The sequence below is a fragment of the Agromyces cavernae genome (assembly GCF_021044935.1).
In the GTDB taxonomy this organism is placed as follows: domain Bacteria; phylum Actinomycetota; class Actinomycetes; order Actinomycetales; family Microbacteriaceae; genus Agromyces; species Agromyces cavernae.
In genome coordinates this window covers 76,110-92,563 of the sequence record NZ_JAJNMP010000004.1, presented here as the reverse complement: position 1 = coordinate 92,563, position 16,454 = coordinate 76,110, and the positions used below count along the sequence as shown (strand labels likewise).

15 protein-coding genes are annotated in these 16,454 nt (G+C 70.9%); 11 read left to right on the top strand and 4 right to left on the bottom strand.

Annotated elements, in window-relative coordinates; all coding sequences use genetic code 11:
• Nucleotides 1-244: 244 nt before the first annotated feature.
• Entirely contained in the window at nt 245-2,533 is a 2,289-nt protein-coding gene (locus LQ757_RS16065; protein WP_231048283.1) for a polyribonucleotide nucleotidyltransferase, read from the top strand.
• Nucleotides 2,534-2,609: 76 nt separating this feature from the next.
• Here LQ757_RS16065 and LQ757_RS16060 read toward each other — a convergent pair whose 3' ends face one another.
• Nucleotides 2,610-3,068, bottom strand: a complete 459-nt coding sequence (locus tag LQ757_RS16060) for an Lrp/AsnC family transcriptional regulator (RefSeq protein WP_231048282.1) — start codon at nt 3,066-3,068, stop codon at nt 2,610-2,612.
• A gap of 165 nt (nt 3,069-3,233) precedes the next feature.
• Here LQ757_RS16060 and pdhA point away from each other — a divergent pair, with 165 nt between their 5' ends.
• From pdhA to LQ757_RS16040, 4 genes are all read left to right on the top strand, one after another.
• Nucleotides 3,234-4,385: a pyruvate dehydrogenase (acetyl-transferring) E1 component subunit alpha gene (gene pdhA, locus LQ757_RS16055; protein WP_231048281.1), complete on the top strand. Its 1,152-nt coding sequence runs from the start codon at nt 3,234-3,236 to the stop codon at nt 4,383-4,385.
• The gene (locus LQ757_RS16050) at nt 4,382-5,392 is read left to right on the top strand and encodes an alpha-ketoacid dehydrogenase subunit beta (protein ID WP_231048280.1); all 1,011 of its coding nucleotides are present in this window, start codon (nt 4,382-4,384) and stop codon (nt 5,390-5,392) included. The genes pdhA and LQ757_RS16050 overlap by 4 nt, the downstream gene beginning before the upstream one ends.
• A 5-nt stretch (nt 5,393-5,397) precedes the next feature.
• Entirely contained in the window at nt 5,398-6,900 is a 1,503-nt protein-coding gene (locus tag LQ757_RS16045; RefSeq protein WP_372459677.1) for a dihydrolipoamide acetyltransferase family protein, read from the top strand.
• A gap of 86 nt (nt 6,901-6,986) precedes the next feature.
• Complete coding sequence (locus LQ757_RS16040) at nt 6,987-7,298, top strand: 4a-hydroxytetrahydrobiopterin dehydratase (protein ID WP_231048278.1); 312 nt, start codon at nt 6,987-6,989, stop codon at nt 7,296-7,298.
• Between the two features lie 39 nt (nt 7,299-7,337).
• On the opposite strand, the gene LQ757_RS16035 is transcribed toward LQ757_RS16040, so the two are convergent.
• Nucleotides 7,338-7,820, bottom strand: coding sequence for a GNAT family N-acetyltransferase (locus LQ757_RS16035; protein ID WP_231048277.1), 483 nt, complete (start codon nt 7,818-7,820; stop codon nt 7,338-7,340).
• Nucleotides 7,799-8,428: a TetR/AcrR family transcriptional regulator gene (locus tag LQ757_RS16030; protein WP_231048276.1), complete on the bottom strand. Its 630-nt coding sequence runs from the start codon at nt 8,426-8,428 to the stop codon at nt 7,799-7,801. Before LQ757_RS16030 ends, LQ757_RS16035 begins: the two co-directional genes overlap by 22 nt.
• Nucleotides 8,429-8,534: 106 nt before the next feature.
• Between LQ757_RS16030 and LQ757_RS16025 the strand changes: the two genes are divergently transcribed.
• Complete coding sequence (locus tag LQ757_RS16025) at nt 8,535-10,142, top strand: carboxyl transferase domain-containing protein (RefSeq protein WP_231048275.1); 1,608 nt, start codon at nt 8,535-8,537, stop codon at nt 10,140-10,142.
• Nucleotides 10,143-10,231: 89 nt separating this feature from the next.
• Here LQ757_RS16025 and LQ757_RS16020 read toward each other — a convergent pair whose 3' ends face one another.
• Nucleotides 10,232-10,957, bottom strand: coding sequence for an MBL fold metallo-hydrolase (locus tag LQ757_RS16020; protein ID WP_231048274.1), 726 nt, complete (start codon nt 10,955-10,957; stop codon nt 10,232-10,234).
• A gap of 100 nt (nt 10,958-11,057) precedes the next feature.
• Here LQ757_RS16020 and LQ757_RS16015 point away from each other — a divergent pair, with 100 nt between their 5' ends.
• From LQ757_RS16015 to LQ757_RS15995, 5 genes are all read left to right on the top strand, one after another.
• Nucleotides 11,058-11,624: a TetR/AcrR family transcriptional regulator gene (locus tag LQ757_RS16015; protein WP_231048273.1), complete on the top strand. Its 567-nt coding sequence runs from the start codon at nt 11,058-11,060 to the stop codon at nt 11,622-11,624.
• A gap of 103 nt (nt 11,625-11,727) precedes the next feature.
• On the top strand, nt 11,728-13,797 hold the full coding sequence (locus LQ757_RS16010) for an acetyl/propionyl/methylcrotonyl-CoA carboxylase subunit alpha (RefSeq protein WP_231048272.1): 2,070 nt from the start codon (nt 11,728-11,730) through the stop codon (nt 13,795-13,797).
• An 8-nt stretch (nt 13,798-13,805) separates the two neighbouring features.
• Complete coding sequence (locus LQ757_RS16005; protein ID WP_231048271.1) at nt 13,806-14,966, top strand: acyl-CoA dehydrogenase family protein; 1,161 nt, start codon at nt 13,806-13,808, stop codon at nt 14,964-14,966.
• A 10-nt stretch (nt 14,967-14,976) separates the two neighbouring features.
• Nucleotides 14,977-15,513 (top strand): MaoC family dehydratase, encoded by a 537-nt coding sequence (locus LQ757_RS16000; protein WP_231048270.1) that lies wholly within the window; start codon nt 14,977-14,979, stop codon nt 15,511-15,513.
• Nucleotides 15,510-16,322: an HpcH/HpaI aldolase/citrate lyase family protein gene (locus LQ757_RS15995; protein WP_231048269.1), complete on the top strand. Its 813-nt coding sequence runs from the start codon at nt 15,510-15,512 to the stop codon at nt 16,320-16,322. The genes LQ757_RS16000 and LQ757_RS15995 overlap by 4 nt, the downstream gene beginning before the upstream one ends.
• Nucleotides 16,323-16,454: the final 132 nt, after the last annotated feature.

Below are 16,454 nucleotides of genomic sequence, written 5' to 3'. Positions count from 1 at the left end.
GGCCCTCTGCTAGCATTGTGGAGGTTGCCCGATGGGCAGTCACTGGAGCCCGCCTGAAAACCGGGCCCACATGGAGCAGGCCGGCAGGAAGCTGGTCCCCTGTGGTGGATCACCGACTCGATCGGTGGACTTCTACTGGTGGCCAGCGTGAACGCAAGCTCTTGCGGTTCGTAATGCCTGTTCCTGCTCCTCTGTATGAGTCGTGCCCACACGGGGTGCGACGGTAAACAAAGGAGACGACCTCTTGGAAGGTCCTGAAATCACGTTCGCCGAAACCGTCATCGACAACGGCAAGTTCGGCACGCGAACCATCCGCTTCGAGACCGGACGCCTCGCCCAGCAGGCGCAGGGTTCGGCCGCCGCATACATCGACGACGAGACGATGCTGCTCTCGGCGACGTCGGTGTCGAAGCAGCCGAAGGAGCACTTCGACTTCTTCCCGCTCACGATCGACGTCGAAGAGCGCATGTACGCCGCGGGCCGCATCCCCGGCTCGTTCTTCCGTCGCGAGGGCCGCCCCTCGACCGAGGCGATCCTCACCTGCCGCCTGATCGACCGCCCCCTGCGCCCCTCGTTCGTCGAGGGCCTCCGCAACGAGGTGCAGGTCGTCGTCACGGTGCTCGCCATCGAGCCCGACGAGCTCTACGACGTGCTCGCGATCAACGCGGCATCGCTCTCGACCCAGCTCTCGGGCCTGCCGTTCTCGGGCCCCGTCGCCGGCGTGCGCGTCGCGCTCATCGAGGGTCAGTGGGTCGCCTTCCCGAAGCACACCCAGCTCGAGGACGCCGTGTTCAGCATGGTCGTCGCCGGCCGCGTCGTGACCGAGGCCGACGGCTCGCAGGACGTCGCGATCATGATGATCGAGGCCGAGGCCACCGACAACGCGTGGAACCTCATCCAGGCGGGCGCCGTCAAGCCCGATGAGACCGTCATCGCGCAGGGCATCGAGGCCTCGAAGCCGTTCATCAAGCAGCTCGTCGAGGCGCAGGAGCAGGTCGCGAAGACCGCTGCGAAGCCGACCGCCGAGTACCCGACGTTCCCCCCGTACCAGGCAGAGACCTACGATGTCGTCGCAGGCCTCGCCTACGACGAGCTCAAGGGCATCTACCAGATCGCCGAGAAGGTCGCCCGCCAGGACGCCGACGACGCGCTCAAGTCGCGGGTCAAGGAGCAGGTCGCCGCCAAGGTCGAGGCGGGCGAGCTGCCCGAGTCGGCGAACGCCGAGGTGTCGGCCGCCTACAAGTCGGTCACGAAGCTCGTCGTGCGCTCTCGCGTGCTCGAAGAGGGTGTGCGCATCGACGGCCGCGGCCTCGCCGACATCCGTCCGCTCGACGCCGAGGTGCAGGTCGTGCCCCGCGTGCACGGCTCGGCCATCTTCCAGCGCGGCGAGACCCAGATCCTGGGTGTCACCACGCTGAACATGCTGAAGCTCGAGCAGCAGATCGACTCGCTGAGCCCGGTCACCAAGAAGCGCTACATGCACAACTACAACTTCCCGCCCTACTCGACCGGTGAGACCGGCCGCGTCGGGTCGCCGAAGCGTCGCGAGATCGGGCACGGCGCGCTCGCCGAGCGCGCGCTCGTGCCGGTGCTGCCCACGCGCGAGGAGTTCCCCTACGCGATCCGCCAGGTGTCCGAGGCGCTCGGCTCGAACGGCTCGACGTCGATGGGCTCCGTCTGCGCGTCGACCCTGTCGCTGCTCAACGCGGGTGTGCCGCTGCGCGCACCCGTCGCGGGCATCGCGATGGGCCTCATCTCCGACACGGTGAACGGTGAGACCCGCTACGCGGCGCTCACCGACATCCTCGGTGCCGAAGACGCCCTCGGCGACATGGACTTCAAGGTCGCCGGCACGAGCGAGTTCGTCACCGCGATCCAGCTCGACACCAAGCTCGACGGCATCCCCGCCTCGGTGCTGGCCGGTGCGCTGACCCAGGCGAAGGACGCCCGCACGACGATCCTCGCGGTGCTCAACGCCGCGATCGACGGCCCCGACGAGATGGCGCCGACCGCGCCCCGCGTCATCAGCGTGCAGATCCCCGTCGACAAGATCGGCGAGCTGATCGGCCCGAAGGGCAAGACGATCAACGCCATCCAAGACGAGACCGGCGCCGACATCTCGATCGAGGAGGACGGCACCGTCTACATCGGCGCGACCGACGGCCCCTCGGCCGAGGCCGCTCGTGCCCAGGTGAACGCGATCGCCAACCCGACCAACCCCGAAGTCGGCGAGCAGTTCCTCGGCACGGTCGTGAAGATCGCCGCCTTCGGCGCGTTCATCTCGCTGCTGCCCGGCAAGGACGGCCTGCTGCACATCAGCGAGGTGCGCAAGCTCGCCGGCGGCAAGCGCGTCGAGAACGTCGAAGACGTGCTCGGCGTCGGCCAGAAGATCCTCGTCGAGATCACGAAGATCGACGACCGCGGCAAGCTCTCGCTCGCCCCGGTGCTGGCCGAGGAGGCCGACACCAACGGCCGCGAGACCACGGCCACGCACGCCGAGGCTCCTGCCGAAGGCGCTGACGTCGAGGTCTGAACCGAAATAGCGTGACCAGCGGATGCCCCGCCCGAGCTTCGGGCGGGGCATCCGTCGTTCTGCTCGCGACCTTCGACTACCGCTCGAGCAGCGGCAGCAGCCGATAGGGGATGAGCTCGCCCATGGCGAGCGACGTCTCGGTGCGTTCGACGCCCTCGATCGCGAGGATCTCGCGGTCGATGCGGAACAGGTCGTGCGCGTCGCGGCACACGAGCCGCACGAGCAGGTCGATCGAGCCCGTGATGCCGTGCGCCTGGATGACCTCGGGGATGCGGGCGATCTCGTCGACCACCTCGGCGAGCACCCGCTGGCGCACGTGCACCGACACGTAGGCCTCGAGCGGGTAGCCGAGCGGCGCCGGGTCGATGCTGCGTTCGAACGAGAGGAACGCACCGGATGTCTCGAGCCGGGCCAATCGCGCCTGCACGGTGTTGCGCGACAGCCCAAGACGTTCGGCGAGCGCGACCACGGTCGCCCGCGGGTCGCGGGCGAGGGCTGCGAGCAGGGCTCGGTCGACGGTGTCGTAACCGCTCATAACGCCACACGATAGCACGACGATGGGTCCCAAAACTGGGCAACATGCTCAACGCACACGAGCCTGCTTGAGCTGTGTGACACATCGACGTACCCTCGAAGTATCCGGCAGAGTCGCCGGGCGCGGGCAGCCCACAAGGCACACCGCCGAAAGCGAGGATCGACGATGACCCCATCCGACCGAGACGCCACCGGGCTCCTGACCCGGCCCGAGCCCTTCGTGCAGCTCGTCACCCCCACGGGAGAGCGCCGCGCGAACGCCGAGTTCGATCCGTGGATCGCCGACATCGACCTGGCCGCCATCGGCCGCCTCTACCGCGACATGTCGATCGTGCGCCGCATCGACTCCGAGGCCACCGCGCTGCAGCGCCAGGGCGAGCTCGGCCTGTGGCCGCCGCTCGCCGGTCAAGAGGCCGCGCAGATCGGATCGGCTCGCGCCCTGCGCGACGACGACTTCGTCTTCTCGAGCTACCGCGAGCACGCCGTCGCGTGGTGCCGCGGCGTGCAGCCCGCCGAGATGCTGAGCGTGTGGCGCGGCACCGCGGCCTCCGGATGGAACCCGTTCGAGCACAACATGGCAGTGCCGCAGATCATCATCGGCGCGCAGTCCCTGCACGCCACCGGGTACGCCATGGGCCTCGCCTGGGAGGGCTCCGACGCCGCATCGATCTCGTACTTCGGCGACGGTGCCACGAGCGAGGGCGACGTGAACGAGGCGCTCGTCTTCGCGGCGAGCTTCGACGCGCCCGTCGTGTTCTTCTGCCAGAACAACCAGTGGGCGATCTCCGAGCCGGTCGGCCTCCAGTCCAAGCAGCCGCTCGCCCGCCGTGCCGACGGCTTCGGCATGCCGGGTATCCGCGTCGACGGCAACGACGTGCTCGCGGTGCTCGCGGCGACCCGCATCGCGCTCGACCGTGCGCGTCGCGGCGACGGCCCGACGTTCATCGAGGCCGTGACCTATCGCCTCGGCCCCCACACGACGGCTGACGACCCCAAGCGCTACCGCACCGACGACGAGATCGCCGAGTGGCGCGAGCGCGACCCGCTCACACGCGTGCTCGCCCTGCTCGAGGCCTCGGGCGTCGACTCCGCCGGCCTCGAACGCGAGGTCACCGCGGACGCCGACCTCGCGGCCGCAGAGCTGCGCGCATCGATCACGACGCTCGCCGACCCCGAGCCGCTCACGGTCTTCGACCACGTGTACGCCGAGCCGAACACCCACCTCGCGCGACAGCGCGACCACTACACGCGCTATCTCGCGATGTTCGACGAGCCGGGTGCCGGGGCATCCGACCGCACCGAAGGAACCACCCGATGACGACCCTGACTCTCGCGAAAGCACTCAACGCCGGCCTTCGACGCGCCCTCGCCGACGACGACAGGGTCGTGCTCATGGGCGAGGACATCGGCACGCTCGGCGGCGTGTTCCGCGTCACCGACGGGCTGAAGGCCGAGTTCGGCGCGCATCGCGTCGTCGACACGCCGCTGTCCGAGGCCGGCATCGTCGGCACCGCCGTCGGGCTCGCCTACCGCGGGTTCCGACCGGTCATCGAGATCCAGTTCGACGGCTTCATCTACCCGGGCTTCGACCAGATCGTCGCCCAGGTCGCCAAGCTGCACTACCGCTCGCGCGGCAACGTGCGCATGCCGATCACGATCCGCGTGCCGTTCGGCGGCGGCATCGGTGCGGCCGAGCACCACTCCGAGTCGCCCGAGGCGTACTTCGCGCACACCGCCGGCCTGCGCGTCGTGGCGTGCTCGAACCCCGCCGACGCCTACATGATGGTGCGCCAGGCGATCGCGAGCGACGACCCCGTGCTCTTCTTCGAGCCCAAGCGCCGCTACCACGTCAAAGGCGAGGTCGACGAGTCCGCGAGCCTCGCCGACGCACCGCCGATGGGCGTCGCGACGACGGTGGCGACCGGCCGCGACGTCACCCTCGTCACGTATGGTGCGCTCGTGCAGACCGCGCGCGACGCGGCGCTCGCCGCGGCCGAAGACGGCATCTCGATCGAGGTCATCGACCTGCGCTCGCTCGCACCGGTCGACTACGCGACGGTCGCGGCTTCGGTGCGCCGTACCGGACGCCTCGTCATCACGCACGAGGCGGGCCAGCAGGGCGGTGTCGGCGCCGAGCTCGCCGCGTCGATCACCGAACGCTGCTTCGAGTACCTCGAGGCCGCACCCGTGCGCGTCACCGGACACGACATCCCCTACCCGCCCGCGAAGCTCGAACGCCATCACCTGCCCGACCTCGACCGCATCCTCGACGGGGTCGACCGCGTGATGGGTCGCCCGAACTCGCTGAGCGGGGTGGAGGCATGAGCACGATGATCCGCGAGTTCCCCCTGCCCGACCTCGGTGAGGGCCTCACCGAGAGCGAGATCGTCGCCTGGCGCGTGGCCGTCGGCGACCGCGTCGAGCTCAACCAGATCATCGCCGACGTCGAGACCGCGAAAGCCGTCGTCGAGTTGCCGTCGCCCTACGCCGGCGTCATCACGGCACTCCACGCCGCCGAGGGCGAGACCATCGACGTCGGCGCGCCGCTGTTCTCCTGCGACACGGGCGAGCCGGTGGCCGAATCGGATGCCCCTGCCGCGCCCGCCGCGTCGGCCGGGCCCGCGACGTCATCCACGACACCAGCCGCCGCACCGACCGAACCTGATGAGCCGGCAGCCGCCGCGAGCGCCGCGACTGCGGAGTCCCTCGCGCCGGAAGACGACGCGGCCGATGCGGCACCGGGGCCGAACCTCGTCGGCTACGGCGCCGCCGCGGAGAGCGGGCCGAAGCGGCGTGCTCGCGGCGGGCTGCGCTCGGCGCCGGTGGCCACGGTGTCCGCCGAGACCGCCCCGTCGCCGGTCGCGGCCCACGACGCGACCGTCACCGAGGTCGAACCGCTCGCCGAACGACCGCGTTCGACTCCGCCGGTGCGCAAGCTCGCCCGTGACCTCGGCGTCGACCTCGAGGCCGTCACCGGCACGGGGGAGCGGGGGCTGATCACCCGCGAGGACGTCGAGGCCGCGGCATCCGCTTCGACGTCGCCCGCGCGCGTCTCGCCGCCCTCGGAGTCCGTCGACGAGTTCCTGCCCGACTCGATGCGCACGGCCGATCTCGCTGGCCGGCAGCAGGCGCCTGCAGAGACGCGCATCCCGATCCGCGGCGTGCGCAAGCACACCGCGGCGGCGATGGTGCGCAGCGCCTTCACCGCGCCGCACGTCACCGAGTTCCTGACGGTCGACGTCACGGCGACGATGCAGCTGCTGCGCAGCATCCGCGACGACCGCGCCTTCGCGGGACACAAGGTCACGCCGCTCGCCGTCGTCGCGAAGGCGCTGTGCATCGCCGCACGCCGTACGCCCGACGTGAACGCCCGATGGGATGAGGACGCACAGGAGATCATCCAGTTCGCCGGCGTGAACCTCGGCATCGCCGCGGCGACCGAACGCGGCCTCGTCGTGCCGAACATCAAGGGCGCCGAGACGATGACCCTCGTCGAGCTCGCCGACGCGATCACCGCGCTCGCCGACACGGCGCGGGCAGGCCGCACGCAACCCGCCGACCTCACCGGCGGCACGATCTCGATCACGAACATCGGCGTCTTCGGCATCGACGCGGGCACCCCGATCCTGAACCCGGGCGAGGCGGCGATCCTCGCCATGGGCGCCGTGCGACGTCAGCCGTGGGAGCACCAGGGCGAGATCGCGCTGCGCGAGCTCATGACGCTGAGCCTGTCGTTCGACCACCGCCTGGTCGACGGTGCGCAGGGTTCGCGGTTCCTCGCCGACATCGGCTCGATCCTCCGCGAGCCCGGCATCGCCCTCACCATGGCGTGACGCGGCACGCCTCGAGTCGCCCGGCCGTTGGCGGATCGGCGCGACTCGAGGGTGTGGCGAGGGTCGATCGGCGAGAGGATGTGTCCATGGACGGACGCAGCATCCTCTTGCCCGCCGACACCGCCGACGACCTCGCCGGTACGGCCTTCATCCACGTCGACGACCAGCTGGTCGGCACCTATACGACCGACGACTTCGCGAGCGCCGTGCGGTTGCTCGATGCGGTCGCGGTCGCCGCCGACGAGCTCGACCACCATCCCGAGGTGCACCTCGGCTGGGGGCACATCGAGTTCGAACTCTGGTCGCACGACGTCGGCGGCGTGACCAGGCGAGACCTCGCGCTCGCGCGGCGCATCGGCGAGCTCGCGACCGAGCAGGCCGCGCGCCCGGGCAACTGACTCCGCGGCGCAACGCCGCGCACGCGGCATCCGCCGTCGTCACGCGAGCGTGTAGATGCGCTCCTCGATCTCGGTGCCCCGCGCATTGGCGAAGCTCACCTCGGTGCCGACGAGCGTGAAGCCGAGCTTCTCGAGCACGGCGATGGAGCCGGCGTTGTCGGCCGCCACTCGCGCACGCACCGGCCGCTCGTCGCGTGCATCGAGGAAGAGCCTCATGGCGCGGGTCGCGATGCCCTCGCCCCAGTGTGCCCGATCGACCCAGTACGTGATCTCGGGGGTGCCCTCGTCGACCCAGCGGGCGACGCTGCCCACGATGTCGCCGTCGGCCCTGATGGTGCGGGCGTCGACGCCCGCGTCGGCGAGCAGGCGATGCCAGTGGGCGTCGAACATCGCCCGGTCGGTGGGATCGGGCGGCGTGAACGCGGCCATGTGCACGGCCACGTCGTCCTGTTCGATCAGGAACAGTGCGTCGAGATCGCCCGCGCGGATCGCGCGCAGGGTCACGACATGAGGCTTGCCCATGCCATCTCCTCCAGGATGCCGCGGACGACGCCGTCGGCGGGTCTGCGCCCAGGGATGCGGGCGCTGTGCGGAGTGGAGTTCAAGAGTCCGAAGGCCGCGTGTGCCCGGACCCTGAGCTCCTGCTCGGCCCGATCGGGCCGGAGTCGCGAGAGGGTGTCGACCCAGTGTTCGACGTACTGGCGCTGCATGAGCCGCACGTCGTGCCTCGTGCCGGCGTCGAGCTGTTCGAGCTCGCGATCCTGCACGAGGATGACGTCGGCTTCGGCGAGGGCGAAGTCGACGTGGAAGGCGATGAGCGAGCGAAGGGCGGATGTCGCGTCGGGGGTCGTGCCGATGACGCGCTCGGCGCCGCTGAGCAGGGTCGAGCTGGCGTCGGAGAGGATGGCGGCGAGCACCGCGGACTTGCCGGGGAAGTGCCGGTAGACCGCGGGACCCGACACGCCTGCCGCGGCGCCCAGGTCTTCGATCGTGACGCCCGCGTAGCCCCGCTCGGCGAACATGGTCGCCGCGGACTCGAGAATCGCGGCGCGGCGATCGGCCTTCTGGCGCCCGCGCTCGGTGAGCGTGGGAACGCCGTCGGCGTCATGGGCGTTGAGTGCGCTTGCCATGTCGGTGCTTGCTCGCTAACATCGTGAATCGAGTTAGTGAACACTAACCGAAATCACGCGCCGACCACAAGTGGGAGCGCGCCGTCGACGCAGACAGGCGGGGCAGATGTCCATCCTCCACTCGAACCTCGATCCCGCGAGCGACGCGGCGCAGGCGAATGTCGCCGGTCACGCCGAACTCGTCACCGAGCTGCGCACGAGGCTCGCCGCCGCGGCGCTCGGCGGGCCCGAGGCATCCCGCGACCGCCACGTCGCACGCGGCAAGCTGCTGCCGCGCGACCGGGTCGCGCGCCTGCTCGACGAGGGCAGTCCGTTCCTCGAGGTCGCCCCGCTCGCCGCCGAAGGTCTCTACGGGGGAGATTCCCCGGGCGCCGGCATCATCACGGGCATCGGACTCGTGCACGGGCGCGCCGTCATGGTCGTCTGCAACGACGCGACCGTCAAGGGCGGCACGTACTACCCGATGACCGTCAAGAAGCACCTGCGCGCGCAGGAGGTCGCGAAGGAGCAGCGTCTGCCCTGCGTGTACCTGGTCGACTCGGGCGGCGCGTTCCTGCCGCTGCAAGACGAGGTGTTCCCCGACCGCGAGCACTTCGGCCGCATCTTCTTCAACCAGGCGCAGCTCTCGTCGATGCGCATCCCGCAGCTCGCGGCCGTGCTCGGCTCGTGCACCGCGGGCGGCGCCTACGTCCCAGCGATGAGCGATGAATCCGTCATCGTGCGCAACCAGGGCACGATCTTCCTCGGCGGCCCGCCCCTCGTGAAAGCGGCGATCGGCGAGGTCGTCACCCCCGAGGAGCTCGGCGGCGGCGAGCTGCACTCACGGGTGTCGGGGGTCACCGACCACCTCGCCGACGACGACGAGCACGCCCTCGAGCTCGTGCGCGACATGGTCGCGACCCTGCCCGAGCCCGCGCCGCGCGCGTGGACCGTGCGCGAACCCCGTCCGCCGGCCGTCGACCCCGCAGACCTCACGGCCGCCGTGCCCGTCGACGTGCAGCAGCCCTACGACGTGCGCGAGGTCATCGCTCGGCTCGTCGACGGCAGCGAGTTCGGCGAGTTCAAGCCCGACTACGGCGACACGCTCGTCACCGGCTTCGCCCACATCGACGGGCACCCCGTCGGCATCGTCGCGAACAACGGCGTGCTGTTCAGCGAGTCCGCCATGAAGGGCGCGCACTTCATCGAGCTGTGCGACCAGCGGGGCATCCCGCTCGTGTTCCTGCAGAACATCTCGGGCTTCATGGTCGGCCGCGACGCCGAGGCGGGCGGCATCGCCAAGCACGGCGCGAAGATGGTCACCGCCGTCGCCACGACGCGCGTGCCAAAGCTCACCGTCGTCATCGGCGGATCGTTCGGCGCCGGCAACTACTCGATGTGCGGCCGGGCGTACTCGCCGCGGTTCCTCTGGATGTGGCCGAACGCGCGCATCTCGGTGATGGGCGGCGAGCAGGCGGCGTCGGTGCTCGCGACGGTCAAGCGCGACCAGCTCGCGGTCAAGGGCGAGGAGTGGTCGGCCGAGGCCGAGCAGGCGTTCAAGCAGCCGATCCGCGCCCAGTACGACGATCAGGGCAGCCCGTACCATTCGACCGCGCGGCTCTGGGACGACGGGATCATCGACCCCGCCGACACGCGCACGGTGCTCGCCCTCGCGCTCGAGCTCGCGAGCCGCACGCCGCTGCCCGAGCCCGCGTTCGGCCTCTTCCGCATGTAGGCGACCGCCTCACCCACTCGACCGAGAGTGCAGTCGACGCCGCGAAAGGGGCGCCGACTGCACTCTCGGCGCGGCCTTGCCGCGCGAGTTCACGAGTCGGATGCCGCAGCCGCGCGGGTGACTTCGCGCACGGCCTCGGCGACCCCGCGGTTCCACGGTGTGCCGTGACCGGGCAGCACCCACGCGGCCTCAAGCCCCTCGAGCCGGCCGAGCGAAGCGAGCGCCCCGGCGGGGTCGTCGGTGAACGGTGCCGGCTGCGGGCCCGCTGCGCCCGTGAGCACGTGGCGCGTCGTGAGCGCGTCGCCGACGAACACCGCGTCGGCGGCGGGCACGTGGATGGCGATGCTGCCGGGGGAGTGGCCGGGCATTCCGATGATGCGCGGCGCCCCCGGCAGGTCGAGCACGTCGCCGTCGCGCACGGTGACGACATCGCCGAGGTGCGTCGTGCGCACGCCGCCGTGCGTGAGCGCGTACCAGAGGAACCTCGCGGTCGCGCCGAGCTTCATGCGGCCCCATTCGGGCTTGGTCGACTCCTCACCGCGAGCGCGTGCCGCGTCGGCCTCGTGCACGTACACGGGAACGCCGTGGTCGCGGCGCAGGCGCTCGGCGAACCCGATGTGGTCGGTGTCGCCGTGGGTGAGCACCACGCCTCGGACGTCGTCGATCGAGCGGCCCATCGCGGTCAGCTCGGCGGTGAGCTCGCGCCACTGCCCGGCGAGGCCCGCGTCGATGAGCGTGATGCCGTCGGGGGTGTCGACCAGGTACACGGCGACGAGGTCGTTGCCGATTCGGTGCAGGGATGGGCCGAGTCGCATGGATGTTCCGCCTTCGTCGATCTGGGTGGGTATGATGGCTAATATACATAGCCATCATGGCTACGGTCAATAGCCAGCACGAGATCGAACCGGGGGACCCATGCCGACACCTGACCGCACCTCACTCGACGAGATCGTCGCCGCGGGCCGTGCACTGCTCGAGTCCGAGGGTCTGGCGGGCCTCACGATGCAGGCCGTCGCCACGCGCGTGGGCGTGAGGGCGCCCTCGCTCTACAAGCGCGTGCGCAACCGGGCCGAGCTCGTCACGCGGGTCGCCGAGGCGACCGCCCGTGAACTCGGGGAGCGCCTCGACGCCGCGGCGACCGGTGCGCCCGATGGGCCCGCGCGACTCATGGTGCTCGCGCGCACGTTCCGTGGGTTCGCGCACGAGCGTCCCGCGGCATTCGGCCTGTTGTTCACGCCGGGCAGCGACCTCGCGATCGACCCCGACGTGCTCAGGGGGGCGAGCGCGTCGATGCTCGCGGTCGCGGCCGAGTTGTCCGGCCCCGATCACGCGCTCGACGCCGCCCGCACACTGACGGCCTGGGCGAACGGGTTCGTCAGCATGGAGCTGGCAGGCGCGTTCCGCCTCGGCGGCGATGTCGAGCGCGCATTCGAGTACGGCGTCCATCGGCTCGCCGATGCGCTCGCCACAGGTTCGCCCTGAGCTTCCTCAGCCGACCGCTTGTGGTTTCAGTTAATCGCCACTAACATGATTTCCAGTTAGTGCGCGCTAACTGTGTGGGCGCGCGAGCGGCAGAGAGGCGCGAATGGTCACGCTCACGAGCACATCCGATCCCGCGTCCACGACCGGCAGCGTCGACCAGCCCGAGCGCCCGTTCTCGAGGGTGCTCGTCGCCAACCGCGGCGAGATCGCGGTGCGGGTCATCCGCACGCTGCGCCGCCTCGGCATCCACTCGATCGCCGTGTACTCCGACGCCGACGCCGACGCCCCGCACGTGCTCCTCGCCGACGAGGCCGTGCGCATCGGCCCGGCGCCCGCGACCGAGAGTTATCTCGATCCCGCGCGCATCGTCGAGGCGGCACGCGCCACCGGCGCACAGGCGGTGCATCCCGGGTACGGGTTCCTCTCCGAGCACGCGGGCTTCGCCCGCGCCTGCCGTCAGGCGGGCATCGTCTTCGTCGGTCCCGGCGACGAGGCCCTCGACGTGATGGGCGACAAGATCCGGGCCAAACTCCATGTCGCGGCATCCGGCGTGCCGATCGTGCCCGGAATCGCCGACCCCACGCTCGACGACGCCGCGCTCATCGCCGCCGCCGACTCGGTCGGGTTCCCGTTGCTCGTCAAGCCCTCTGCGGGCGGCGGCGGCAAGGGCATGCAGGTCGTGCGCGAAGCCGGCGAACTCGCCGCGGCGCTCGCCACCGCACGTCGCGTGGCCAGTGCCGCGTTCGGCGACGACACGCTGCTGCTCGAACGCCTCATCGAACGCCCCCGCCACATCGAGGTGCAGGTCCTCGCCGACGCGGCGGGCACCGTCGTCCACCTCGGCGAACGCGAGTGCTCGTTGCAGCGGCGTCACCAGAAGGTCATCGAAGAGGCGCCCTCGCCGCTGCTCGACGCGTCGACGCGCGAGCGCATCGGCATCGCGGCCTGCGACGCGGCCCGCAGCGTCGGCTACCTCGGTGCCGGCACGGTCGAGTTCCTCGTGTCGGATGTCGCCCCCGACGAGTTCTTCTTCATCGAGATGAACACCAGGCTCCAGGTCGAGCACCCCGTGACCGAGCTCGTGACGGGCGTCGACCTCGTCGAGCAGCAGCTCCGCATCGCCGCGGGCGAACCGCTCGCGTTCGCGCAGGACGAGGTGCGGCTCGAGGGTCACGCCGTCGAGGCGCGGGTGTATGCCGAGACGCCGCATCGCGGCTTCCTCCCGTCGACGGGCCCGGTGCTCGCCTGGCGGGCGCCCGAGGGCGAGGGCGTGCGGGTCGACGCCGGGATCCGCGAGGGCCAGCAGATCACCGCCTACTACGACCCGATGATCGCCAAGGTGATCTCGTACGGCTCCGATCGTGCACAGGCGCTCGAGCGGCTCGACGCGGCCCTCGCCGAAACGGTCGTGCTCGGGGTCGACACCAACATCGCCTTCCTGCGCCGGCTGCTCGCCGAACCGGGGGTGCAATCGGGTGACCTCGACACCGGCCTCATCGACCGCATGCCCGAGGGTCACGTCGCCGAGCCGGTGCCCGCGCTCATCGATGCGGCGGCACGCCGGTTCGCGCGCGATGACGCCGACGAGCGGCTCGCGGTTCTTGCCGGCGGACCCGCGGCCTGGCAGTCGGCGACGGGTTGGCGCCCGGGAGGCGTGCACGCGACCGAGGTGCTGCTCGCCCCACGCGACCACCCGCACGAGGTGCGCACGGTCGCCGCAGCTCCCGACGGATCGGCACCCGACGACCTCGCCGATGCGGTGATCCGCGTCGACGACGACGGCGCCGTGTGGGTGCACCAGGGCGGCGCCGCGGCCGCCTTCGTGCGCATCGACCGTCGAACCCACGCCGAGCGCCGACGCGCCGCGACCGAACGCGGCGGGCTCGCCGCCGACCCCGACCTGCGCGCGCCGATGCCCGGAACCGTCACCGCCGTGTTCGCCGAGAACGGCGACACCGTCGAGGCGGGCGACGCCATCGTCGCGATCGAGGCGATGAAGATGGAGCACCGCGTCATCGCAGCACTCGACGGCACGGTTCGGCTCGCCGTCGCCGTGGGCGACCTCGTCGGTCGCGACCAGGCGGTCGCGCGCATCGAGCCCCACCCCGCGGCATCCGACCCCTCCGACGGCCCTCACGAGGGCGCCGTCGCGAACGCATCCGACCAGGAATGAGGAGCACCATGCACGACCTGAGCACCGAGGAACAGCAGCTGTACGACATGGTGTGCGAGTTCGCCGACACCGTCGTCGCCCCGCAATCGTACGAGGCCGACCGCACCCACACGCTCTCGATGGACGTCGTCGCGCAGATGGGCGAGCTCGGGCTCTTCGGCCTGCCGTTCCCCGAAGAGCACGGCGGCCAGGGCGGCGACTACATGGCCCTGTGCCTCGCGATCGAGGCCCTCGCCCGTGTCGACCAGTCGATCGCGATCACCCTCGAGGCGGCCGTCGGCCTGGGCGCGATGCCGATCTACCGGCACGGCACCGACGAGCAGAAGGCCGAGCACCTGCCCGACCTGGTCGCCGGGCGCGCGCTCGCCGGGTTCGGCCTCACGGAGTCCGAGGCCGGATCCGATGCCGGCGCGACCCGCACGACCGCAGTGCTCGACGGCGACGAGTGGGTCATCAACGGCTCGAAGCAGTTCATCACCAACTCAGGCACGCCGATCACGAAGTTCGTCACGGTCACGGCGGTCACCGGTGAGCGTGAACGCCCCGACGGCTCGGTCTCGAAGGAGCTCTCGACGATCATCGTGCCGAACGCCACTCCCGGCTTCACGGTGGCGCCGGGCTACGACAAGTCGGGCTGGCGCGCCTCCGACACCCACCCGCTCACCTTCGACGACGTCCGCGTGCCGGCCGCGAACCTGCTCGGCGAACGAGGCCGCGGCTTCGCCAACTTCCTGCGCACGCTCGACGAGGGCCGCATCGCGATCGCCGCACTTGCGACGGGTGTCGCGCAGGGCTGCCTCGACGAGGCGCTCAGCTACGCCAAGACGCGCAATGTCTTCGGCGTGCCGATCGCGTCGCACCAGTACGTCGCCTTCACCATCGCCCAGATGCAGGCGCGCGTCTACACCGCGCGCCTCGCCTGGCACGACGCGGCCCGCCGGGTCGATGCGGGCCTCCCGTTCAAGAAGGAGGCCGCGATGGCGAAGCTCGTCTCGAGCGACGCCGCCATGCTCAACTCCCGCGACGCCACCCAGATCTTCGGCGGCATGGGCTTCATGAACGAGAGTCTCGTCGCGAGGCACTACCGTGACTCGAAGATCCTCGAGATCGGCGAGGGCACGAACGAGGTGCAGCTCATGGTCATCGCACGCGAGCTGGGCATCGGCTAGGAGGTTCACCATGACGGATGCGCCGAGTGAACAGACGCCGATGCGCGAGATCGTGGAGCGCGGGCTCTGGTACGAGGAGTTCGAGCAGGGTGTGCGCTATCTGCACCGGCCGGGCCGCACCGTCACCGAGGCCGACAACGTGCTCTTCACGACGCTCACCATGAACCCGCAGCCGCTTCACCTCGACGCGGCATGGTCGGCCGGGCAGCCGTTCGGAGAGCCGCTCGTGAATTCCCTCTTCACCCTGTCGACCCTCGTCGGCCAGTCGGTGAGCCAGCTCACGCGGGGCACCCTCGTGGCGAACCTCGGGTTCGGTGCCGTGGCGTTCCCGCACCCGGTGTTCGTCGGCGACACGCTGTACGGGGAGAGCGTCGTCGAGTCGAAGCGCGAGTCCGCATCGCGTCCGGGTCAGGGCGTCGTGGTGCTCGCGCACACGGCGCGCAACCAGGACGGCGTCGTCGTCGCGACCGCGTCGCGAACGATGCTCGTCTGGCTGCGCGAGGCGGGCGAGCGGCAGGCGGCAGCCGGCGAGGAGACGAGCGGATGACCCACCCCGCGTTCCGCTTCGGCCCCGCGTTGCTCTTCTGCCCCGCGGATCGGCCCGACCGGTTCGCGAAGGCCGCCGGCCGCGCCGATGCCGTGATCCTCGACCTCGAAGACGCGGTCGCCGAGGACGCGAAGCACGCCGCGCGCATCGCGCTGCTCACCACGACGATCGACCCCGAGCGGGTGATCGTGCGCGTCAACCCGGCCGACAGCCCGCACCACGAGGCCGATCTCGCGGCGCTCGCCGAGACGCCGTACCGCACGGTGATGCTCGCGAAGTGCGAGGGCACGGCCGATCTCGTCGGGCTCGTCGACTACGAGGTGATCGCCCTCTGCGAGACCGCGCGCGGCGTGCTCGCCGCGGCCGAGGTCGCCGACCTCCCGAACGTCTCGGCGCTCATGTGGGGTGCCGAGGATCTCGTCGCGTCGCTCGGCGGTTCATCGAGCCGGTTCGGCGACGGGCGGTATCGCGACGTCGCGAGGCACGCCCGGTCCCAGGTGCGCCTCGCGACGGCCGCGAACGGCATCGCGGCGATCGACGCGGTGCACCTCGACATCGGCGACCTCGACGGTCTGCGTGCCGAGGTCGACGACGCCGCGGCGCTCGGGTTCGCCGCGACCGCGTGCATACACCCGTCGCAGGTCGCGGTCGTGCGCGAGGGGTACCGTCCCGATCCCGAACGCCTCGCGTGGGCCCTCGCTGTGCTCGAGGCGGCGGCGACCGAGGCCGGCGTGTTCACGTTCCGCGGTGAGATGGTCGACGCCCCGGTGCTGCGCCAGGCAGAGGCGCTCGTGCGCCGCGCGGGGTGACGCAGGTCGCGACATCCGCTCGCCTCACCGCGCGATTCGGCGCGTGAACCCGCCTGCCGAAACGATTCGGTAACAGTTCACCCGAAGTTCGGGGGTTCGGCGCAGCACGGCGTCGAACCGCGCATATCCTCG